The sequence below is a fragment of the Campylobacter blaseri genome, from assembly GCF_013201895.1.
Classification (GTDB): domain Bacteria; phylum Campylobacterota; class Campylobacteria; order Campylobacterales; family Campylobacteraceae; genus Campylobacter_B; species Campylobacter_B blaseri.
Genome location: NZ_CP053841.1, coordinates 1,301,838 through 1,322,481 on the forward strand (window position 1 = coordinate 1,301,838; position 20,644 = coordinate 1,322,481).

General features: G+C 32.5%; 14 protein-coding genes, 2 tRNA genes, 2 rRNA genes and 1 pseudogene. 6 read left to right on the forward strand and 13 right to left on the reverse strand.

Annotated elements, in window-relative coordinates:
* Positions 1 to 57 precede the first annotated feature (57 nt).
* The 5 genes from CBLAS_RS06545 to CBLAS_RS06565 form a co-directional block, all read right to left on the reverse strand.
* Positions 58 to 3,070 (reverse strand): 23S ribosomal RNA (locus tag CBLAS_RS06545).
* Positions 3,071 to 3,843: 773 nt separating this feature from the next.
* A tRNA-Ala gene (locus CBLAS_RS06550) sits at positions 3,844 to 3,919 on the reverse strand.
* A gap of 85 nt (positions 3,920 to 4,004) precedes the next feature.
* A tRNA-Ile gene (locus tag CBLAS_RS06555) sits at positions 4,005 to 4,081 on the reverse strand.
* Between the two features lie 162 nt (positions 4,082 to 4,243).
* Positions 4,244 to 5,758: ribosomal RNA gene (locus tag CBLAS_RS06560) — 16S ribosomal RNA — on the reverse strand.
* The 16S and 23S rRNA genes sit together here with 2 tRNA genes alongside, the layout of an rRNA operon.
* 1,052 nt (positions 5,759 to 6,810) lie before the next feature.
* Positions 6,811 to 7,104, reverse strand: coding sequence for a hypothetical protein (locus tag CBLAS_RS06565; protein ID WP_106872514.1), 294 nt, complete (start codon positions 7,102 to 7,104; stop codon positions 6,811 to 6,813).
* Positions 7,105 to 7,916: 812 nt separating this feature from the next.
* On the opposite strand from CBLAS_RS06565, the gene CBLAS_RS06570 reads away from it, so the two are divergent.
* The gene (locus tag CBLAS_RS06570; protein WP_106872513.1) at positions 7,917 to 8,372 is read left to right on the forward strand and encodes an SEL1-like repeat protein; all 456 of its coding nucleotides are present in this window, start codon (positions 7,917 to 7,919) and stop codon (positions 8,370 to 8,372) included.
* Between the two features lie 1,700 nt (positions 8,373 to 10,072).
* Here CBLAS_RS06570 and CBLAS_RS06575 read toward each other — a convergent pair.
* The 4 genes from CBLAS_RS06575 to CBLAS_RS06590 are packed head-to-tail and all read right to left on the reverse strand — an operon-like array spanning position 10,073 to position 13,339.
* On the reverse strand, positions 10,073 to 10,633 hold the full coding sequence (locus CBLAS_RS06575; protein WP_106872511.1) for a DedA family protein: 561 nt from the start codon (positions 10,631 to 10,633) through the stop codon (positions 10,073 to 10,075).
* Entirely contained in the window at positions 10,633 to 11,214 is a 582-nt protein-coding gene (locus CBLAS_RS06580; RefSeq protein ID WP_106872509.1) for a lipid-binding SYLF domain-containing protein, read from the reverse strand. The genes CBLAS_RS06575 and CBLAS_RS06580 overlap by 1 nt, the downstream gene beginning before the upstream one ends.
* Positions 11,215 to 11,223: 9 nt before the next feature.
* The gene (rny, locus tag CBLAS_RS06585; protein WP_106872507.1) at positions 11,224 to 12,777 is read right to left on the reverse strand and encodes a ribonuclease Y; all 1,554 of its coding nucleotides are present in this window, start codon (positions 12,775 to 12,777) and stop codon (positions 11,224 to 11,226) included.
* The gene (locus CBLAS_RS06590; protein ID WP_106872505.1) at positions 12,698 to 13,339 is read right to left on the reverse strand and encodes a 5-formyltetrahydrofolate cyclo-ligase; all 642 of its coding nucleotides are present in this window, start codon (positions 13,337 to 13,339) and stop codon (positions 12,698 to 12,700) included. The genes rny and CBLAS_RS06590 overlap by 80 nt, the downstream gene beginning before the upstream one ends.
* 65 nt (positions 13,340 to 13,404) lie before the next feature.
* On the opposite strand from CBLAS_RS06590, the gene CBLAS_RS06595 reads away from it, so the two are divergent.
* The 4 genes from CBLAS_RS06595 to CBLAS_RS06610 all read left to right on the forward strand — a co-directional run bounded on the left by CBLAS_RS06595 (position 13,405) and on the right by CBLAS_RS06610 (position 16,829).
* Positions 13,405 to 13,983 (forward strand): TlpA family protein disulfide reductase, encoded by a 579-nt coding sequence (locus tag CBLAS_RS06595; protein WP_106872503.1) that lies wholly within the window; start codon positions 13,405 to 13,407, stop codon positions 13,981 to 13,983.
* Positions 13,980 to 14,855: a signal recognition particle-docking protein FtsY gene (gene ftsY, locus CBLAS_RS06600; protein WP_106872501.1), complete on the forward strand. Its 876-nt coding sequence runs from the start codon at positions 13,980 to 13,982 to the stop codon at positions 14,853 to 14,855. Before CBLAS_RS06595 ends, ftsY begins: the two co-directional genes overlap by 4 nt.
* A complete protein-coding gene (gene radA, locus CBLAS_RS06605; protein WP_106872499.1) occupies positions 14,842 to 16,182 on the forward strand; it encodes a DNA repair protein RadA in 1,341 nt (446 codons plus the stop codon). Before ftsY ends, radA begins: the two co-directional genes overlap by 14 nt.
* A 110-nt stretch (positions 16,183 to 16,292) precedes the next feature.
* Entirely contained in the window at positions 16,293 to 16,829 is a 537-nt protein-coding gene (locus tag CBLAS_RS06610) for a superoxide dismutase family protein (protein WP_106872497.1), read from the forward strand.
* 712 nt (positions 16,830 to 17,541) lie between these two features.
* Here CBLAS_RS06610 and CBLAS_RS06615 read toward each other — a convergent pair.
* The gene (locus tag CBLAS_RS06615; protein ID WP_157940036.1) at positions 17,542 to 17,700 is read right to left on the reverse strand and encodes a hypothetical protein; all 159 of its coding nucleotides are present in this window, start codon (positions 17,698 to 17,700) and stop codon (positions 17,542 to 17,544) included.
* 41 nt (positions 17,701 to 17,741) lie between these two features.
* Between CBLAS_RS06615 and CBLAS_RS06620 the strand changes: the two are divergent.
* Positions 17,742 to 18,003: pseudogene (locus tag CBLAS_RS06620) on the forward strand (helix-turn-helix domain-containing protein).
* A 76-nt stretch (positions 18,004 to 18,079) separates the two neighbouring features.
* Here CBLAS_RS06620 and CBLAS_RS06625 read toward each other — a convergent pair.
* The 3 genes from CBLAS_RS06625 to galU all read right to left on the reverse strand — a co-directional run bounded on the left by CBLAS_RS06625 (position 18,080) and on the right by galU (position 20,636).
* Entirely contained in the window at positions 18,080 to 18,517 is a 438-nt protein-coding gene (locus tag CBLAS_RS06625; protein ID WP_106872495.1) for a Dps family protein, read from the reverse strand.
* Between the two features lie 78 nt (positions 18,518 to 18,595).
* Positions 18,596 to 19,819 carry a glucose-6-phosphate isomerase gene (locus tag CBLAS_RS06630; protein ID WP_106872493.1) on the reverse strand — a complete coding sequence of 408 codons (1,224 nt, stop codon included), beginning with the start codon at positions 19,817 to 19,819 and terminating at the stop codon, positions 18,596 to 18,598.
* On the reverse strand, positions 19,806 to 20,636 hold the full coding sequence (gene galU / locus CBLAS_RS06635; protein WP_106872491.1) for a UTP--glucose-1-phosphate uridylyltransferase GalU: 831 nt from the start codon (positions 20,634 to 20,636) through the stop codon (positions 19,806 to 19,808). Before galU ends, CBLAS_RS06630 begins: the two co-directional genes overlap by 14 nt.
* Positions 20,637 to 20,644 lie beyond the last annotated feature (8 nt).

A 20,644-nucleotide genomic window follows, 5' to 3' on the forward strand; every position in this document is an offset into this window, starting at 1 on the left:
TAACTTTAGTGTTTGTTACTTTAAGTCGGACTTTGTTCGACTGATAAAAGTAAATTAAAAAGTAAGCAAACGAGCTATTAGTACTGGTCAGCTAAATGACTTTCATCACTTACACATCCAGCCTATCAAACTAGTAGTCTACTAGAGCTCTTAAAAGAAGATTCATCTTGGAGTTGGCTTCGAGCTTAGATGCTTTCAGCTCTTATCACATCCCAACTTAGCTACTAGGCGATGCTCTTGGCAGAACAACCTATACACCAGTGGTTGGTTCAACCCGGTCCTCTCGTACTAGGGTCAACTCTCCTCAATCTTCTTACGCCCACGGCAGATAGGGACCGAACTGTCTCACGACGTTCTGAACCCAGCTCGCGTACCGCTTTAAATGGCGAACAGCCATACCCTTGGGACCTGCTCCAGCCCCAGGATGCGATGAGCCGACATCGAGGTGCCAAACCTCCCCGTCGATGTGAGCTCTTGGGGGAGATCAGCCTGTTATCCCCGGGGTACCTTTTATCCTTTGAGCGATGGCCCTTCCACACAGAACCACCGGATCACTAAGACCGACTTTCGTCTCTGCTCGACTTGTAGGTCTTGCAGTTAAGCTGGCTTATGCCTTTATACTCTACAAACGATTTCCAACCGTTTTGAGCCAACCTTTGTAAGCCTCCGTTATTATTTGGGAGGCGACCGCCCCAGTCAAACTACCCACCAGACATTGTCCTACATGAGGATAACTCATGCTAGTTAGCTACCCGAATAAAGAAGAGTGGTATCTCAACAATGGCTCATATACAACTGGCGTCATATACTCAAAGCCTCCCACCTATCCTGCACATCTTTATCCAAGTAGCAGTGTCAAGCTATAGTAAAGGTCCACGGGGTCTTTCCGTCTTGCCGCGGGTAGGAGGAATTTTCACCTCCACTACAATTTCACTGGATCCCTCTTTGAGACAGCTCCCAACTCGTTACGCCATTCATGCAGGTCGGTATTTAACCGACAAGGAATTTCGCTACCTTAGGACCGTTATAGTTACGGCCGCCGTTTACTCGGGCTTCGATCAAGAGCTTCGCTAATGCTAACTCCATCAATTAACCTTCGAGCACCGGGCAGGCGTCACACCCTATACATCCACTTACGTGTTAGCAGAGTGCTGTGTTTTTGGTAAACAGTCGGAAGGGACTCTTTATTGTAACCTCTAAAGCTTTCGGAGTAAATCCTAATACCTTAGTAGGCACACCTTATACCGAAGATACGGTGCTATTTTGCAGAGTTCCTTAAAGAGGGTTCTTCCACGCGCCTTAGAATACTCATCCCACCCACCTGTGTTGGTTTACGGTACGGGCAATTATTATTATACTTAGAAACTTTTCTTGGCTCGATAGTATCATGGATTCTTAATCCGCTCCGAAGAGCTTCATAAGCCTGTTAGATCTCGAATAAAGAGTTACGGATTTGCCTATAACTCAATCTACATCCTTCGACTAGCTATTCCATCAGCTAGCTCCATTAACTTTAAGCGTCCTTCCATCGCGCATAATAATTGGTATTGGAATATTAACCAATTTTCCATCGCATACCCCTTTCGGACTTTGCTTAGGACCCGACTAACCCTACGATGACGAGCATCGCGTAGGAAACCTTGGGTTTTCGGCGTTAATGATTCTCACATTAATTATCGCTACTCATGCCTGCATGCTCACTTCTATCCGCTCCAGCGCTCCTTATCGGTACACCTTCAACGCTGAATAGAACGCTCTCCTACCACTTGCACACAACTTAACTCTCTTTTTTTATCATAAGATATTTTAAAACTTTTTTGCTAAAGCAAAAATCGCTATCGCTAGTTTTAAATATAACTATAATTAAAAGAGCTAAGTAGTGTGCAAGTCTACGACTTCGGTACTTATTTTAGCCCCGTTATATTTTCCGCGCAAAATCACTAGACCAGTGAGCTATTACGCTATCTTTAAAGGATGGCTGCTTCTAAGCCAACCTCCTGGTTGTTTCAGTAACTTCACATCGTTTTCCACTTAAATAAGATTTTGGGACCTTAGTCGGTAGTCTGGGTTGTTTCCCTCTCGACGACGGATTTTATCACTCGCCGCCTGACTGCTATGATTACACTAAAGGTATTCGGAGTTTGATAGGGTTTGGTACATTGGTATATGCCCTAGCCCATTCAGTGCTCTACCCCCTTTAGTTACTACATAACGCTATACCTAAATATATTTCGGAGAGAACCAGCTATCACGAAGTTTGATTGGCCTTTCACCCCTATCCACAAGTCATCCCAGGACTTTTCAACGTCAATGGGTTCGGTCCTCCGCCGGCTCTTACACCGGTTTCAACCTGCTCATGGATAGATCACTTCGTTTCGGGTCTGCAACATCTGACTAAACGCCCTATTAAGACTCGCTTTCGCTACGGCTCCGGGTTTCCTTAACCTTGCCAGACATCACAACTCGCAGGCTCATTATGCAAAAGGCAGTCCATCACCCTGATAAATCATAGGGCTCTGAATGATTGTAAGCAAATGGTTTCAGGTTCTATTTCACTCTGATCACCTCAGTTCTTTTCACCTTTCCCTCACGGTACTTGTGCACTATCGGTTTAGTAGTAGTATTTAGGGTTGGATAGTGGTCTACCCAGCTTCAAGCAAGATTACACGTGTCTCGCCCTACTCAGGATACTGCTAAGTATAACTTACTTTTCGCATACGGGACTATCACCCTCTATGATTAATCTTTCCAGATTATTCTGCTAAGCTTGTTAATTCTATGTTACAGTCCTACAACCCCACTAGTAAACTAGTGGTTTGCCCTCTTTCGATTTCGCTCACCGCTACTTTCGAAATCTCTTTTGATTTCTCTTCCTGTTGGTACTAAGATGTTTCAATTCCCAACGTTCGCCCCATATAGGTAGTATATATTACTATATACTGGGTTGCCCCATTCGGAAATTCCCGGATCAAAGTTTCTTGACAACTCCCCGAGACTTATCGCAGTCTAGCACGTCCTTCATCGCCTCTACTAACCTAGGCATCCACCATTCGCTCTTAGTAGCTTACCTTTTTTTTACTTCTCAGACTAGCAAAGCTAGTCTTCCGACAAGGAGCTATGCTCCCTTGACCCACCTAAAGCACAACACTTCTAAAGAAGTGTCGTAAATTTGCAATTAAACAAATTATTAGCTAATAGTTAAGTCTTAATCGGTAAAAGAAGTTTTTATATTTTTAGATTATGTTTATATTCTAATTACGCATCACTTCCTTGTTAAAGATAAAATTATATGTATATAACCTTATAGTATTTAAATATTAGACTTAAGACGGAAAGAGATTAAAAACTATATATAGATAAGTTTTAAAAACCTATATAAGTCGTGATATTAATCTTTGATCATTTAAAACCAGATAACAGTTTGGTATTAAAGATTTGCTTTTGTAGTCTTTTATTTAAAGCCTTAACAAGTCCTGTAAAATTGTTTTAATTTATTAAAACTTTTTTGTGACTTTTAACAATGATAACTTAAATAACATTAGATTCTAAAATTAACTCTTAGTAATCTAAATAAAAAGTTATTTATTTCTTATATCTATAAACTAAAAAGAGATAAACTCATTAGTTAGATATATTAATAACTCTTTATTTAGACTATTATTATCTATATTTTAGACTAAATTATAATATATATTATTTTAAGATAGTAATTATAATAAGATACTTTTAAATCTTATTTAAAAGATATAGTATTTTATTATAAACTTAATATACTTATATGTACTTTGTTAAACTATTTATTATTTACTTCTATTTTTGTTTTTAAATCAACTTAAATATAAATGGTGGAGAATAGCGGGATCGAACCGCTGACCTCCTGCGTGCAAGGCAGGCGCTCTCCCAGCTGAGCTAATTCCCCATCTTTTTATTATTTATATAATAATTAAGAATTTTCCTTCTAATGATAAGATACAACTTATAAACTTAATTGTTTAAAGTCATAATGGTGGGCCTAATAAGACTTGAACTTATGACCTCACCCTTATCAGGGGTGCACTCTAACCAGCTGAGCTATAGGCCCATTCGGGAAACTAAAACTAATAACTGATTAATTACTCTATTAGTCTTATTTTTATTTATCTAAGTCAATCTATGAAATCTAAACCGTGATGATTGAGATTTTTAATTTTAATCGTATTTTCTAATGATAGATATTTTGTGAGAAATATCTATTGTACTCTAGAAAGGAGGTGATCCAACCGCAGGTTCACCTACGGTTACCTTGTTACGACTTCACCCCAGTCGCTAATTCCACTGTGGACGGTAGCAAGTTTTGCATTCCGGCTTCGAGTGAAATCAACTCCCATGGTGTGACGGGCGGTGAGTACAAGACCCGGGAACGTATTCACCGTAGCATGGCTGATCTACGATTACTAGCGATTCCGGCTTCATGGAGTCGAGTTGCAGACTCCAATCCGAACTGGGACATATTTTATAGATTTGCTCCACCTCGCGATATTGCTTCTCATTGTATATGTCATTGTAGCACGTGTGTCGCCCTGGGCATAAGGGCCATGATGACTTGACGTCGTCCACACCTTCCTCCTCCTTACGAAGGCAGTCTGTTTAGAGTGCTCAGCCTAACTGTTAGCAACTAAACACGTGGGTTGCGCTCGTTGCGGGACTTAACCCAACATCTCACGACACGAGCTGACGACAGCCGTGCAGCACCTGTCACAACATTCTTGTAAACAAGCACTCTTCTATCTCTAAAAGATTTGTTGGAAGTCAAGCCCAGGTAAGGTTCTTCGCGTATCTTCGAATTAAACCACATGCTCCACCGCTTGTGCGGGTCCCCGTCTATTCCTTTGAGTTTTAATCTTGCGACCGTACTCCCCAGGCGGTATACTTAATCCGTTAGGTGCATTACTGCCGTGTCTAGCACAGCAACAACTAGTATACATCGTTTAGGGCGTGGACTACCAGGGTATCTAATCCTGTTTGCTACCCACGCTTTCGCGCCTCAGCGTCAGTTGAGTTCTAGTAGATCGCTTTCGCAATAGGTATTCCTCTTGATCTCTACGGATTTTACCCCTACACCAAGAATTCCATCTACCTCTCCCTCACTCTAGACTATCAGTTTCCCAAGCAGTTTGATGGTTAAGCCACCAGATTTCACAAGAGACTTGATAATCCGCCTACGCGCCCTTTACGCCCAGTGATTCCGAGTAACGCTTGCACCCTCCGTATTACCGCGGCTGCTGGCACGGAGTTAGCCGGTGCTTATTCGTTAGGTACCGTCATTATTCTTCCCTAACAAAAGGAGTTTACGCTCCGAAAAGTGTCATCCTCCACGCGGCGTTGCTGCGTCAGGCTTTCGCCCATTGCGCAATATTCCTTACTGCTGCCTCCCGTAGGAGTCTGGACCGTGTCTCAGTTCCAGTGTGACTGATCATCCTCTCAGACCAGTTATGCGTCATAGTCTTGGTAGGCCATTACCCCACCAACAAACTGATACAATATAGCCCCATCCCTCAGCGAAAAGACATTTCCCGACTTAACTTATGTTAAGAAGGAGTATAGAGTATTAGCAGTCATTTCTAACTGTTGTTCTCTTCTGAGGGGCAGGTTAGCTATACATTACTCACCCGTGCGCCACTAATCCACTTCTAGCAAGCTAGAAGCTTCATCGTTCGACTTGCATGTATTAGGCACGCCGCCAGCGTTCACTCTGAGCCAGGATCAAACTCTCCATAAAAAATTGTTTTTAATTTAAATAAGAAAAACTCTTATTTAAGATTAGTTTGTTTAGTTATGAAGTTTTAATCTAAAACTTTAAATTGATTTTTAATAGTATATTTAAAACTTACTAATTTCTCTTTAAACAAAAAAAGATAGTTTTAGTGTTATAGTTTTAAACTATTATTATATAATATAATTTAAAATTATCTGACTCAATCGATCACTAGTTTAGATTTCAAAGATTGACTTTGTAAATTTAAAATAGTTTAACATTTATAATTTAAAAAACATGCTTTAAAAGCCCTTATTATAAGAGTTATACATTAACTCTTTAAAAAGCTATCTCTCAAAGCGGAAATAGAATTATATACAAGCTAAGCTTAAAGATAGATAAAAATATGGCAAAAGGTAGAATAAAAGTTAGATGTTTTTATTTAATGTGGGATTTAGTTGGAAAATTAGAGGCATAGTTAAAGATATTGTATGGTTTGCTGGGGGGGTAAGTTTATCTGAATTATACTATATCAAGATAGCAAATGTTGGTTATTAGTAAATTAAGCTATTGTTTGCTTATATGAAATAATTAATAAGATACTTAAAAGATACAAAAAAGATTAAAAGCTAGTTAGATATTTTAGCAGAAATATTACAAGCTTTGGAAAAGAACTTTACGAACAACACAAACGATGTATTAAAAGCGGTGTCAATGAAATTGCAAAAATCATAAAAGATAATAAAAGAAAAATTGAAAGAACAATATCAAGGTGGGGTATAAGTAGGTAAATTATTTGTGTTTTAGTGCATCTAAAAAAGCATAAAAAAATAAAAAAAACAATATATAAGGTGGTAAATTACTTCTTATAAAGCCAGCATTTATATTTAAAAATATAAAAAAACAACTAATCACCATAAGTATGACACATATGGTCAGATCATATTTTTTTTTAGAATAAATATTTTTTAAAAATAAAATCATTGAAATCAAAAATAATATTATAACAATTGCATCTAATATATTATAAATTTTTATAGTCCACTCCTTTACAAGGAATGGACATTATATCACTTTTAACGTAATTCATCTATAAAGCCAGCCAATAAAAGTCCCATTTGACTTTTCCAATTAACATTTACTTTATCAACAACCGCTCTATAAAGAGCATTCTTATCATATGCAGATATAAAAATAGTGTTGTATGATGCTCTTAACCCAGAATTTATTAATGTAGCCCAGTTATTATCTTTTTTTAAAAATGCATAAATACTTCCTGTAAAGTTTTTACTTTCAATTAAAAATTTAGCCACATCCTTTATAAAAAGAGCCAGAGTTGTTAAATCTATGCCTTTTAAAACTATATCCATAACTCTTTGTGATCTTAGAATTTCACTTTCTAAAAATTTACTAAAAATTTTACAAACAGAGTTCGAGAACTTGTTAATGAAGTTAAACAAAGAATTACAAGAGAACAACAAGAACGAATTAAAGAATTTAAAGTTGATTTTGACAGAGATACAGCAAAAATTGTGAATGTTTTAAAAGAGAGAGAACAGAAAAAAATAGAACAAGCTAATAAAAAAAGTCAAAAGAAAGGTGTTACGCTAAGTATGTAATTTCTGCAACAAAAAGAACAAGAATTATTTATTGAAGTCACTAATTGTCAATACCACCAAAATACAAAAACAAATGGTTCCAAAAAAAATTTTAGTTTCCATATAGAGTGATTCTAGGTTCTTGCTTGGAATTGTTAAATATACAGCCATTATAACAATAAAAATTATTGCTACACGCAATATCAAGTCTTTCATAAAATACCTTTTTATAGAGTGCACTGTAAAATCTATTTTTACAGTGCAAGTATACCAAATTAATATGGTAACTCATCTATTATGCCATATAGTAAAAGCCCCATTTGACTTTTCCATCTAACATTTACAGCATAAATTATAATTAATTTTCCATTAATAGCGTGGAGAAAATACTAACAATAGTATAATTATTACTACAAAAAACAGTATCTCAAAATATATATTTTTTTCAAGATCAGTATTTATAAAAAAGAATAAAATAGAGCTTGAAAGGGTTTTAGAAAGAAATAGAGGAATTAGTAGATAATTTATTTATAATAGTATTTATTGTAAAATATGCTAATATTTGGAGCCAAAAGGAGTTAAAAATGAAAAAAATAATTTTGATGTTGACAGTATTATGCTACTTAAACGCAGATGATTGTAAAATTATTTATTCTAATTTATATAAACAAGACAAAGAAAGTTTATTTCTTACAGCATCTAAACTAAAAGAATATTGTCAAAATAATGATAAAAAAGCTTGCACATGCTATGATAATTATATGAAATTAAGTGATAAAAAATGCAATGAAAATGATGGTGTATATTGTATGGTAATTGCAACTATGCTTGGTTATAAAGATAACAATTTTTTAAACTATTTAAAAAAATCTTGTGATGGCAATTATTTCGATGGTTGCTATGCATATGGAACAAATTTAGAATTAAATTATAATGAAACTAAAGATATAGAAACTAAAAAAGAAGCTATTTTTTATTATAAAAAAGCTTGTAAAAATGGAATTCATAGAGCCTGTAAAAATTTAAAATATATAAGATAACAGCCTAGCTGTTATCTTATAATCTTATTATCTCATAATCTTACTCGCCTAAGAAAAAGATATATTGTAATTCTTGAGCATATCTATTTTTAGCAGCAAAATAGCATCCAGCAAAAATTGTGAATGTTTTAAAAGAGAGAGAACAGAAAAAAATAGAACAAGCTAATAAAAAAAGTCAAAAGAAAGGTGTTACACTAGGTATGTAATTTTTGTAGCTTAGAAAATGATAGATAAGGCTAATTATTGTTTTTTAAATAGCTCTTAAAATTACTTTAGTAAAATAAATTTTTGAATTATATTATGAAAGGAATAATTATGTATGTGATAGTCTTTGGTTTAAAGAAGGAATCGCTTGATATATAGATTTATTGCACTTTTTTCACATCTATGTATTTTAGGGGTAGTGTTTTACGCTATAAATACTCCTGAGATAAGAATTTGTGCTATTCGCAGTTTGTTCATTACTCTCGGTCCTAGTTATATATATATTCTTATCAAAGGAGACCCGATTGAGCTTTTGCCAAACAATCGGGGGGATGCATTATTTTTAGCGATAGGAACTATTGTGTATATCTCACTTTTTATTTATCATTGCAAGTCTAAGCTTGATTATTTGTTGTCTCCCTTAATAAGGTAAATCATCTATAATCCCACCTAGAAGTAATCCTATTTGGCTCTTCTATCTTATATTTATAGTATAAATTATAATTCATTTTTCATTAATAGTGTGGAGAAAATACTAATAATAGTATAATTATTATTACAAAAAGTAGTATCTCAAAATATATATTTTTTTTAAGGTCAGTATTTATAAAAATGCAAATAGAACGGATTATTTCGTAAAGACCTTCCATTTTTAACCTCATATATTTTTAGATTGTGAATTTATCACAATCTAAATTTTATATGAAATTAGTTAATATATTCCGCCAATTCCTTCTTAAAAAAATATATATTGAACTTCTTGAGCATACTTTCTTTTTAAAACAAAATAGCAAGGTAGTCCAATTTTTTGAACTCTTAAAACAATTTTGTTAAATATATCTAGTGTTACAGTCAAACCAATGTTTCTTATAATTGAAAATAAACTTTTTGCAATTCCTCCTGTGAATAGATAACCAAATAGTCTTATTTTTAAAGTGCATCTATTTGCTTCTCTTAAAAATTCATCAACTTTAGCTGCTACTCTTGGAGTAATTCTTTCAATTGTTGCATCAGCACTAAGACCTAGTAATTTTGATATTACATAAACATAGCCTTTTTTTCATCTATTGTCATATTCTCATAATCTGCATACATCTTATCCTTTTTTATTTAAATTATTTGTATGATTGTAGGTATAAAATTAAAGATATAAAAAGTATAGAAGTTGCATATAAAAGTGCTAGTTTTGGATAAGGGTTTATTAGATATAGTTTTTTGAATCCTAAAATTTATCTTCAAAATAAAAAGAAATTTTAGTTAAAGTTTGATTTTCACTAAAATATCTATTTGTAGTGATAAAAATACCACTACACCAAATAGTAATCACAGCAAAGAAGGCATGATTAAATGATTTAACCCTAAATTTTCTAAATGGTTTTTGAAGGCATTTAACACTTTTATCAGCTAAAATTTTATGCTACTTGATAGGAAGATTTTTAGTTGCTATTTAGTAAATTTATTTAACCTACCTAGAAAGTCCTAGTAGGATAAATAAACTAAGATTTTTTTGTAGCTTTTTTAAAGTAAAGGACTATTCCACCAATAAGCAAAAATACTATTAAAGGCATAATAAATGGATATTTTTTTATACCTTCAAATACCCTCATTAAAAAATCTCCAGCATAATAGCTACACAAACCAAGAGATATTGCCCAGATTATAGCACTTATAACATTTATAATACTAAATTTCATAAAAGGATATTTAGTAAGACCTATGGCTATAGGTATTATAGTTTTTATGCCATAAAGATACTTTTGAATAAAAATAATTTTATCTCCGTGTTTTTTAAATAAAATTTGAGCCAAAGCTAAATTTCTTCTTTGTTTTTTAAGATATGGTGCAAATTCTTGCTTACTATATCTAGCTAGATAAAATAGTAAAGTATCGCCAAGCATATTAGATATGGCTGCAATCACTATAACCAAAGTTATATCCATTTTGCCAGCATAGCTTAAAACCCCAGCCGCGATGATTGCAACCATTCCACCGCCTAGAGTATAAAAAAATAGTATCAAATACCCATAGGTTGATAAAGATGCTAACATATCCTCCATTAGTATTGTTTACCTATAGCATTCATTAGACGGCTATATCCATAATAGCTATTACTATATCTACTACTTAAGTCAATTTTTAAAACAGATCCGCCTATGCTAGCACCTGCAAATACACCTTTTTTATTTACATATGCATACATATTTTTATTAAATACATCTACTGCACCAGCACTAGCACTAGCTTCCCATATAGAAGCAGTAGCATCAACTCCAATTTTTAAATTGGAATTTGATACTTTGTTTAAAGTTTCATCATCCATAATATAAATCACTAAATAGTTATCCTCATAACCTATTTGAAACCCTATACTAGCATTTGATATCTCAGCCTTATAAACACTCCAAGAAGGTGAGTTTTTAACTATAGCCACCCCAGCACCATACATCCCACCTACAACAAATCCAACTTTTTTAACAGTTGGAAAAATCAATATCGCTTTTGATTTGTCTTTTAAGCTATTTTTTATAACAACATCTTGCATTGTTAAGGTGTATGCATTTGCACTATCTATTAAAATTTCCTCTTTTGCATGCAAATTTAAAAAAACCAACATTAGTGCAATTAAAATTTTTTTCATAATAAATTCCTATTTTGCATAATTTACTGCTCTACTTTCTCTTATAACACTAACTTTAATTTCGCCAGGATATTGAACCCTACCCTCAATCTCTTCAGCTATCTCTTTTGATATAAGCACAGCTTCATCATCATTTACTAAATGAGCATTTACAATAACCCTAACCTCTCGGCCTGCATTTATTGCATATGCTGATTTTACTCCTTTTTTGCTAACTGCAATCTCTTCAATCTCAGCAACTCTTTTCAAGAAACTCTCAAGCACTTCTCTTCTAGCTCCTGGCCTTGCTGCACTTAGAGCATCAGCTGCACAAACTGCTGCACATTCAACTGTTTTTGCCTCTTCGTGTCCATGGTGTGCATATATAGCATTTATTACAATAGGATGTTCTTTATATCTTTTACAAATTTCAGCGCCTAAATCAACATGGCTTCCTTCAAAATCATGCGTTAAAGCTTTTCCTATGTCATGAAGAAGGCCCGCTCTTTTTGCTAAAGTCTCATCACCGCCCATTTCAGATGCCATGATACCTGCAAGATGAGCCACTTCTAAACTATGTCCTAAAGCATTTTGACCATAACTAGCTCTAAATTTAAGCTTTCCAATAAGCTTAACAAGCTCTGGATGAACCCCGTTTATACCCAGATCAAACAATATATTTTCGCCCTCTTCTTTAATGCTAGTTTCAAACTCATCACAGACTTTTTTATGAATATCTTCTATTCTAGCTGGCTGTATTCTTCCGTCTTGAACTAAAAGTTCTATAACACGAGTTGCAATAGCTCTTCTATATAGATTAAAGCTACTTAAAATTATGGCGTGTGGGGTATCGTCTATTATAATATCAACGCCTAAAACCATCTCAAGAGTTTTTATATTTCTTCCCTCTTTTCCAATAATCCTACCCTTTAAATCATCGTTTTTAATATCAACAACATTTATAAGTCGCTCAGCCGCATACTCACCTGCAAACCTAGTTGTGGCTTGAGCTAAAATATCAAATGCCTTTTTCTTTCCCTCTCTTTTTGCCTCTTCTTCATATTTTCTTACTATGTGAGCAATGTCGCCACGAGATTTTTCTTCAACCTTTTTTAAGACCTCTTCTCTTGCTTCTTCTTCAGTAAGTCCTGCTGCGTGCTCTAAAACTTTAAGCGCCTCATTTATCTTTACATCATACTCTTTTTTAAGGCTAATTCCTTCTTCATAGGTATCTTCTGCATCTTTTTTAAAGCTTTCTACTTCTTGTCTTTCTCTATTTAAGGTATTTTTTTCATCTTTTAAAGATTGTTCTTTTTTGCCTATTTCATCAAATTTCAGATCATAATCTTTTTGAAGTTTTGAAATTTTGTCTTCATATCTCTTTTTTGCTTCAAATTCGGCCTCTTGAACTGTAATTTTTGCATCTCTCAAAATTCCTTCAGCTTCAAACTCTATAGCCTTTGCTTTTGCTTGAGCTTGTGTTATGAAAATTTCATAGTTTGCGTCATTTACCTTTTTGGCTATTAAATACCCTATTCCAGCGCCTACCACTCCTACCAACAATCCTACAATAATCTCTATCATTTTTTCCTCTTAATAAATATTTTTTTGTTGGAGTTATGTAAAAATCACCTATAATGTCATGATCTTCACAAATATAACTTTTAGTAAACATGTCCTTAATCTCCACAAATATTATAATTGGCTTATATTTAAGTTTGCTAAAGAATATATCATAATACCCTTTTCCATGTCCTACTCTAGCCATTTTACCGTCAACTCCAATAACCGGAACTATAGCTACATCAATCCTTTTTTTAAATTCATTTTGATATCTATTTTCCTTTATACCAAATTTTGATTTATAAAAAGGTCCTCGTAATTTTACCATTTTAAAACTAATATTTTGTATAAGTGGTATATAAGGCTCATATTTTCTAGCTAATTGCCTTCTTAACACAAGCAAATTTGGCTCATATAAAGTGGGCATATATAAAAGAACTCTTTTGGAATTTGTATTTTTTATAATAGCTAAAATCTCTTTTAAGATAGGATAATGCTTACACCTTGCACTAGTTTTAACCTCTTGTTTTATTCTTTGTTTTGCATTTTTTCTAAAATCATTTTTATTTTTTACTCTATTCATTTAACAGATATTTTAGTATATTTTTGTATAATCGTAAATTAAATTATATATTTTTAAGGAATTTCATGAAAAATATCCTATTAGCTTTGGCTTTAATTGTTTTTATAGGATGTAAAGATAAAAAAAAAGAAGATTTGATTTTAGATATGAACAAATCACAAAAAGAGATGTCAAAAAAAGAAGAGGCGGTTTTAACTCAAAATATAGACGCTCCATTTTCTTTGAATTTCACAGATGGATCTGTTTTAAGCATGAAAAAGAAAGAAAATGGCTTTAATATAGATAACGGAAACCTGCCAACTATGTTTGTATTTTTTACAACTTGGTGTCCGCCATGCTTGGCACAAATTCCACTTATAAATATAATTGATGAAAAGTATAAAGGGTATTTGCAGGTTATTACAATAATAGCTGATGAAAACAAAGAAAAAGAGATGGTTAATAACTTTGTAAAAAACAATAATATAAAAAATAAAGTTGTATCTGATGAATCAAGTGAAATTTTTATGAAATCGTTAGGCGGAATTAATGGAGTCCCTTACATTCTGCTTTACGATGCAACTGGTAAAAAAACAAAAGAGTATTCAGGGTTAATTCCCGGTGAAATGCTAGATATAGATATACAAAAGGTTATAAAAAGATGATAGATTTTTTTAAAAAAGGGTTTGCAAAAACTGTTGAAAATATAAAAAGTGTAAGACCAAAAAACCAAAAAATAAATAAAGATATCTTAGAAGATATCTTGCTTGAAGCAGATATTGATTATGATATTGTGGAAGATATAATCTTTTTCTTGCCCCCTGTACAAACAGTAAAAAGGGGTGATTTAAAAACTATAATGTCTAAATATTTCACATATGATAAAAAAGAAAAAAAAGATGTAAAGCCATTTGTTGAACTCATTTTAGGAGTAAATGGTGCTGGTAAAACTACAACCATAGCAAAATTAGCAAATTTATATAAAAAAGAAAATAAAAAAGTAATACTTGGCGCCTGTGATACCTTTAGAGCTGGTGCAATTGAGCAACTAAAAAAATGGGCTTTAAAAATTGATGTTCCCATAGTGGCTACAAATCAAGGGCATGACGCCTCTGCAGTTGCATACGATACCATAAGTTCAGCCATAGCTAGAAAATTTGACAATGTCTTAATAGATACAGCAGGAAGACTTCAAAATCAAAAAAACTTAGCAAAAGAGCTTGAAAAAATTGTTAGAATTTCAGATAAGGCTATGGAAAATGCACCACACAGAAAAATTCTAGTAATTGATGGCACGCAAGGCAACAATAGCGTTGTGCAAGCAAAAGCTTTTAATGATATTGTAAAGCTTGATGGAATTATCATAACAAAGCTTGATGGAACCCCAAAAGGCGGAGCTTTGTTTGGAATAGCAAAAGAGCTTAAATTACCTATTTTATATATAGGTGTTGGTGAGAGCATGGATGATTTAGTTCCATTTAATCACAATGATTTTATAGATACTATTTTAGAAGCGATTTTTGATGGGCAAGATTAAAACGATTTTTGAGTGCAATGCTTGTGGAAACAGACAAAACAAATGGATGGGAAAATGTGTTGAGTGTGGTGCTTGGGATAGTTATGTAGAGCTAAATAAAGAGCAAATTGAATTTTTAAAAACCACATCTAGTTCTAGCACAAAACCCTCAAAAGCACAAGAAATTTCTGATATAAAAATAGAAAAAATAAACCGAATAAGCACAGAAGATAAAGAGTTAGACTTAGTTTTGGGCGGAGGTGTTGTCTCTGGGTCTTTGGTATTAATTGGCGGAAGTCCTGGAATTGGGAAATCAACCCTGCTTTTAAAAATTGGTTCGAATTTAGCTAAGAAAAATTTAAATGTTCTATATGTAAGTGGTGAAGAGAGTTTAAGTCAGATAAAAATGAGAGCTGATAGATTAGATGCCGTTTCAAAAAACCTCTATCTCCTTGCTGAAATTTCACTAGAAAATATAAAAAATGAACTAATGCAAAATGATTATAAAGTTTTAATTATTGATAGTATTCAAACCCTTTTTAGCGAAAAAATAACCTCAGCACCCGGCTCTGTCTCGCAAGTTAGAGAGATAACTTTTGAACTTATGCGAATAGCAAAAGAGAAAAATATATGTGTTTTTATAATTGGTCATATAACAAAAGAAGGCTCAATTGCTGGTCCTAGAGTGCTTGAGCATATGGTTGATGTTGTTTTGTATTTTGAAGGAGATGCAAGTAAAGAGTTAAGGCTTCTTAGAGGGTTTAAAAACAGATTTGGCTCAACTAGCGAGGTTGGAATTTTTGAAATGAGCCAAAAAGGTTTAATTAGTGCAAAAGATGCAAATAGTAGATTTTTTACTAGAACTAAGGCAATGGCTGGAAGTGCAATCACAATCATAATGGAAGGAAGCCGCCCAATTGCAGTTGAAATTCAAGCCTTAGTATCTGAAAGCTCATATCCAAAAAGAAGTTCAACTGGATATGATAAAAACCGCCTTGATATGCTTTTAGCTTTGCTTGATAGAAAGATGGAAATTTTGCTTGGACATTATGATGTTTTTATAAATGTAATTGGCGGGGTAAAAATAACAGAAACAGCCGCTGATTTAGCAGTGCTTGCGGCGATTGTTTCAAGTTTTAAAAATAGAGCCATAAGTAAAGATAGTGTCTTTGTTGGAGAGGTTAGTTTAAATGGTGAGATTAGAGATATCCCAAATTTAGATGCAAGAGTAAAAGAGGCTAAAATGCAAAATTTCAAAACCATAATAGCACCATCTATGCCTCTTGAAGAAAAAAATATAAAAGTTTTTAAAACAAATGAGATAAGGCAAATTTTAGAGTGGATGTAATTTTTCCAAAAATAAAATAACACCTTTTTAGATAAATCGTAAATAGTAAATTTTATTGTTTATATTTATTTGATATAATTATTACTATATTATTTTATGAAAGGATATATATGAAAAAAATTATTACATTAAGCGTTCTTGTTTGTGGCATGCTATTTGCTCAAGAAAGCCAATTCGATCCAAAAACAGAAGACAACCATTTAGTTATCCAAATGGATCAACTAAGCCAAGATGGCAACAAAAATGTAGGCGAAGTTGTAGCCATAGAAACCAAATATGGTGTTGCATTTTTCCCAAATCTAAAAGGTGTTGAAAGCGGCATACATGGCTTTCACGTTCATGAAAATGGAGATTGCGGTGCGACTGAAAAAGGCTTAGGCATGAAAGCAGGCGGTCACTGGGACCCAGAAAATGCAAAAAAACATTCATTTCCATGGGATGATAGTGGTCATAAAGGAGATTTACCAGCTCTTTTTGCTGATGCCGAAGGTGTGGCAAACTATCCTGTTTTAGCTCCAAAAATAAAAACGCTAAATGAGCTTAAAGGACATTCTTTAATGATTCATGTTGGCGGAGATAACCATCATGATCATCCAAAGCCATTAGGTGGTGGTGGTCCTAGAATGATTTGTGGTGTTATAAAATAATTTTGTAACTAAATCTACTGTTGGCTAGTTTAAGATAGCCAACTTCATATATTTTTAATCTTGCTATTTATTTTTTTATATTTTTCATGCTAAGCAAATATTAGAGTGGATACACAAGACAAAATTAAAATCATATCAATAATATCTAAAAAATTATCCTATAATGTGCCATATAAATTTAAAAATAAAACAAATAATAACATATTTAAATTTTGAATATCTCAAATACAAAACAAAAAATTATATATCTATAGTTTTTAAATAAAATATATAACAAAAGTATATTTTTTGCATTGAATATAAATTATAATTAAGATGAAAGATGCAATTCAAGACCATAAGAGTGTGCAAAAACTATTTTGGTTTAATTTACATAAATACTGATAATAGAAATTAACTTATTTTATTAAATTTTTAAAACTTAGATTTTAAAACCTTTTAAATTTATTAAAATACTTAATTTATATATTATAAATTTGTTATTTGCCAAAAATATCTAATAAAAATTTAGCTATTCCTTTTAAAAAACTGCTCCAACAAAAAATGCAACTATAATCATAATTAATTCTGGTATGCCTGCTAAAATAGAGCCAAAAAAGAGATATATCTAATATTATTCCAACAAATCCATCAAAAATACGTCCCATTTATATCCTTATATTTATAAAATATGACAAATGTTACAACTAATTTTAAGTTGTAACATTTAAATTTATGACTTTTTATTAGTTGGCTTCATTTTAAAATCTCCACTACTAGTGCGAACTTTTGTATATCCACCAAAACTCTGACCAACTTTTTGGTGGGCTCTAGCAGATGAGTAACTTTTCTTTGCTCCTGAACTTTTACTTGATGAACGACTAAAACTCATTTCAAACTCCTTGTATTAAATTTATCCTATAGGATAAATTTATGCAAAATTTTAGTAATTCAACTAAAGATGAAATAGATGCTTTTTATAAAAAATATCAAATAATTAAGAAATTTAAGAGTATCAAAAAAATAAGCCAACTTGACTTAGCCCTAAAAATAGGCATAAAATCAGTTGCTTTTTTATTCCAATTGTGAAAATAATCGCTATGGAAAGCATTTTAACTTAGAACATATTTATAAAATTTCAAAAGCGTTAGAAGTAAAAACCGAAGCACTACTGCAATCTAATTTAGAAATTTAAATTATTTATTATTATGGTCTAAAAATTAATAAAAGAGTTTTAAAAAGAAAGTGGTGCCAAAAGGCACCATAATTGATTAAGCTAATGTCTGATTAAGCATCCAAATTGATTTTTCATACTTAGCGATATTATCTTCAGCTAGTGCTGTAGTTGGTCTATCGCCTGCTTCGTCTGCAATTTCTGCAAGTTTTCTAAATTCACCTAAAAGGTATTTAAAGTCTTCTCTAACTAGCTCAACCACTTCCCTATCAGTAAAACTATCTTTGTCAGTTTTTGGGGCTTTTGACATTTCTATCATTTTTTTAGCATCAACCAAAGCCTTGCCGCCGATTTGAATAGCTCTTTCAGCTACTTCGTCAAATAACTCAAAAAAGTCATCGTAAGCTTCCTCTGTATAGTTATGGATCGAGAAAAATTGTTTTCCTAATACATTCCAGTGATAATTATGAAATTTTATATTTAACGCAAGTGCGTCAGCTTGAATTTGATTTAATTGTTCTACAACTTTTGACATATTAATCTCCTTATTTTTAAATATTAGTAATATTATAGCATATATTTTCTTAAAAGAAAATTATTATTATCTAAAAATTTATATTCTATCCTTTTTGATGATAGTTTTCAAAATAGTCTTACCTATTTCAACGCCTGGCTGGTCGTAAGTATTTATCCCAAACATTACTCCCACAATGCTAGTAAGTAACATATAATAATACATTAAATACCCAACATGCCACTCATCAAGTATATCTATAGTTATCAAATCCACACTAATTCCCTCATTTAAAACAGCTTGCATAGTTGCATCGCATTGATAGTTTAAAATCTCACTAATACAAAGACAATTTGTAAAATCGCTACTTTCTAAATATTTTAGACTTAAATTTAAGCTACTATCATCTTTACTCTCTACTACTTTTATAAAAGTTACAGTTTTGTCTTTAACCCCATCCATTATAAGCTGTAAAAAAGAGTGTTGATCTTTGCTTCCTATTATTCCTATTGGCGTCAATCCAAATCTTTTATATTTTCTTTTTTTACCAATGCTTTCTGCCCAAAGCTGGACATACCATTCATTAAAATGGTCAAATTTATCAGAATAACTAAATAAAACATTTATATTGGCCTTTTTATGCGTTGCGTAGTGATATGCTTTTTGGAGTATCCTTTTATCACCTTTTATAAAAAACTCATCGCTACAATGCTTTGCACCTTTAAGGAGTTTTTCTACATTAAATCCCGCAATTTTTAAAGGTATCAAACTAGCTGAACTTAATACACTAAATCTACCACCAACATTATCAGGAATATTAAAAATTTCAACACTATTTTCTTTTCCAAATTTTTCTAAGGCTGAGTTTTTATCTGTTATAAATAAAAAATTTTTGCTAAAATCTTTAATATCAAATTTCTTAATTATATACTTAAATATAGTAGTAGTTTCTATCGTTGTTCCAGATTTTGACACTATGAAAAACAAAGTTTTTTCAAATACTACTAAATTTAGTATAAAATCAATACTTGAAACATCTAGATTATCTAAAAAATAGACTTTTTTACTATCCTTATTATCACTCAAAAGCTTACAAACCGCCTTTGTTCCAAGGGATGAACCACCCATTCCAATCACAACTAAGTATTTAAAATTTTTATCTTTAGTAAAATTATCTACTCTTTCAAAATCTCTTTTATTATCAGCTTTTGGCAGGTGAAAATAGCCTATTTTTCCATCTTCAAATTCTTTATTTATTCTTTTACTATACGCCTCTATAGAGCCTATATCAACTTCGCTAAATTTAAGATTATTCGTTACCATATTGTAGCTCGTAAAAATACTTAGTGGCTTCTACAAAACCTTTAATTGAACCACAATCAAAACGCTTTCCTTTAAATTTATAAGCCATAACCATACCATCTTTTGCCTCTTTTAAGAGTGCGTCTGTTATTTGAATCTCTCCATTTTTACCAGGTTTTGTTTTATCTAAAAAGTGAAATATGTTTGGTGTTAAGATATATCTTCCAATTATTGCAAGATTGCTATTTGTCTCATTAGAGTTTGGTTTTTCAACCATATCGTTTACTATAAGCAAATTATCTTCAATGTATTTTCCCTCAACTATCCCATACTTTGATACATCTTCTTTATCAACTTCCATAACAGCAACTATAGAACATCTATATTTCTCATAAACTTCAAGAAGTTGTGACATCACACCTACGCCATCTTCATTTATACATAAATCATCTGCTAAAATTACACCAAATGCCTCATCTCCAACTAAGGTTCTGCCTTTATTTATGGCGTCCCCTAAGCCTTTCATAGTTTTTTGCCTAGTAAATGAAAAAGTGCACTTTTGCATCAAATTTCTTATCTCGCTAAGCAAACTCTCTTTACTGCTTCCTGAAATTTGATGTTCTAACTCATAACTTATATCAAAGTAATCTTCTAAAGCTCTTTTTCCACGCCCTGTAACAAAAGCCATATTACTCATACCAGCTTCTAGTGCCTCATCTACACCATAATGAATTAAAGGTTTTGTAAGAATTGGAAGCATCTCTTTTGGAAGTGATTTTGTAGCAGGTAAGAATCTAGTTCCATACCCTGCTGCTGGAAATAGGCAAGTCTGTATCATGTAATTCC

Bases quoted from the DNA above. Each gene is read 5' to 3' on its own strand.
- CBLAS_RS06595 (WP_106872503.1), top strand. From the start codon at position 13,405: ATGAAAAATATCCTATTAGCTTTGGCTTTAATTGTTTTTATAGGATGT.
- CBLAS_RS06625 (WP_106872495.1), bottom strand. From the start codon at position 18,517: ATGTCAAAAGTTGTAGAACAATTAAATCAAATTCAAGCTGACGCACTT.
- CBLAS_RS06570 (WP_106872513.1), top strand. From the start codon at position 7,917: ATGAAAAAAATAATTTTGATGTTGACAGTATTATGCTACTTAAACGCA.
- CBLAS_RS06580 (WP_106872509.1), bottom strand. From the start codon at position 11,214: ATGAAAAAAATTTTAATTGCACTAATGTTGGTTTTTTTAAATTTGCAT.
- CBLAS_RS06565 (WP_106872514.1), bottom strand. From the start codon at position 7,104: ATGGATATAGTTTTAAAAGGCATAGATTTAACAACTCTGGCTCTTTTT.
- ftsY (WP_106872501.1), top strand. From the start codon at position 13,980: ATGATAGATTTTTTTAAAAAAGGGTTTGCAAAAACTGTTGAAAATATA.
- CBLAS_RS06630 (WP_106872493.1), bottom strand. From the start codon at position 19,819: ATGGTAACGAATAATCTTAAATTTAGCGAAGTTGATATAGGCTCTATA.
- radA (WP_106872499.1), top strand. From the start codon at position 14,842: ATGGGCAAGATTAAAACGATTTTTGAGTGCAATGCTTGTGGAAACAGA.
- CBLAS_RS06575 (WP_106872511.1), bottom strand. From the start codon at position 10,633: ATGGAGGATATGTTAGCATCTTTATCAACCTATGGGTATTTGATACTA.
- CBLAS_RS06615 (WP_157940036.1), bottom strand. From the start codon at position 17,700: ATGAGTTTTAGTCGTTCATCAAGTAAAAGTTCAGGAGCAAAGAAAAGT.
- galU (WP_106872491.1), bottom strand. From the start codon at position 20,636: ATGATACAGACTTGCCTATTTCCAGCAGCAGGGTATGGAACTAGATTC.
- CBLAS_RS06590 (WP_106872505.1), bottom strand. From the start codon at position 13,339: ATGAATAGAGTAAAAAATAAAAATGATTTTAGAAAAAATGCAAAACAA.
- rny (WP_106872507.1), bottom strand. From the start codon at position 12,777: ATGATAGAGATTATTGTAGGATTGTTGGTAGGAGTGGTAGGCGCTGGA.
- CBLAS_RS06610 (WP_106872497.1), top strand. From the start codon at position 16,293: ATGAAAAAAATTATTACATTAAGCGTTCTTGTTTGTGGCATGCTATTT.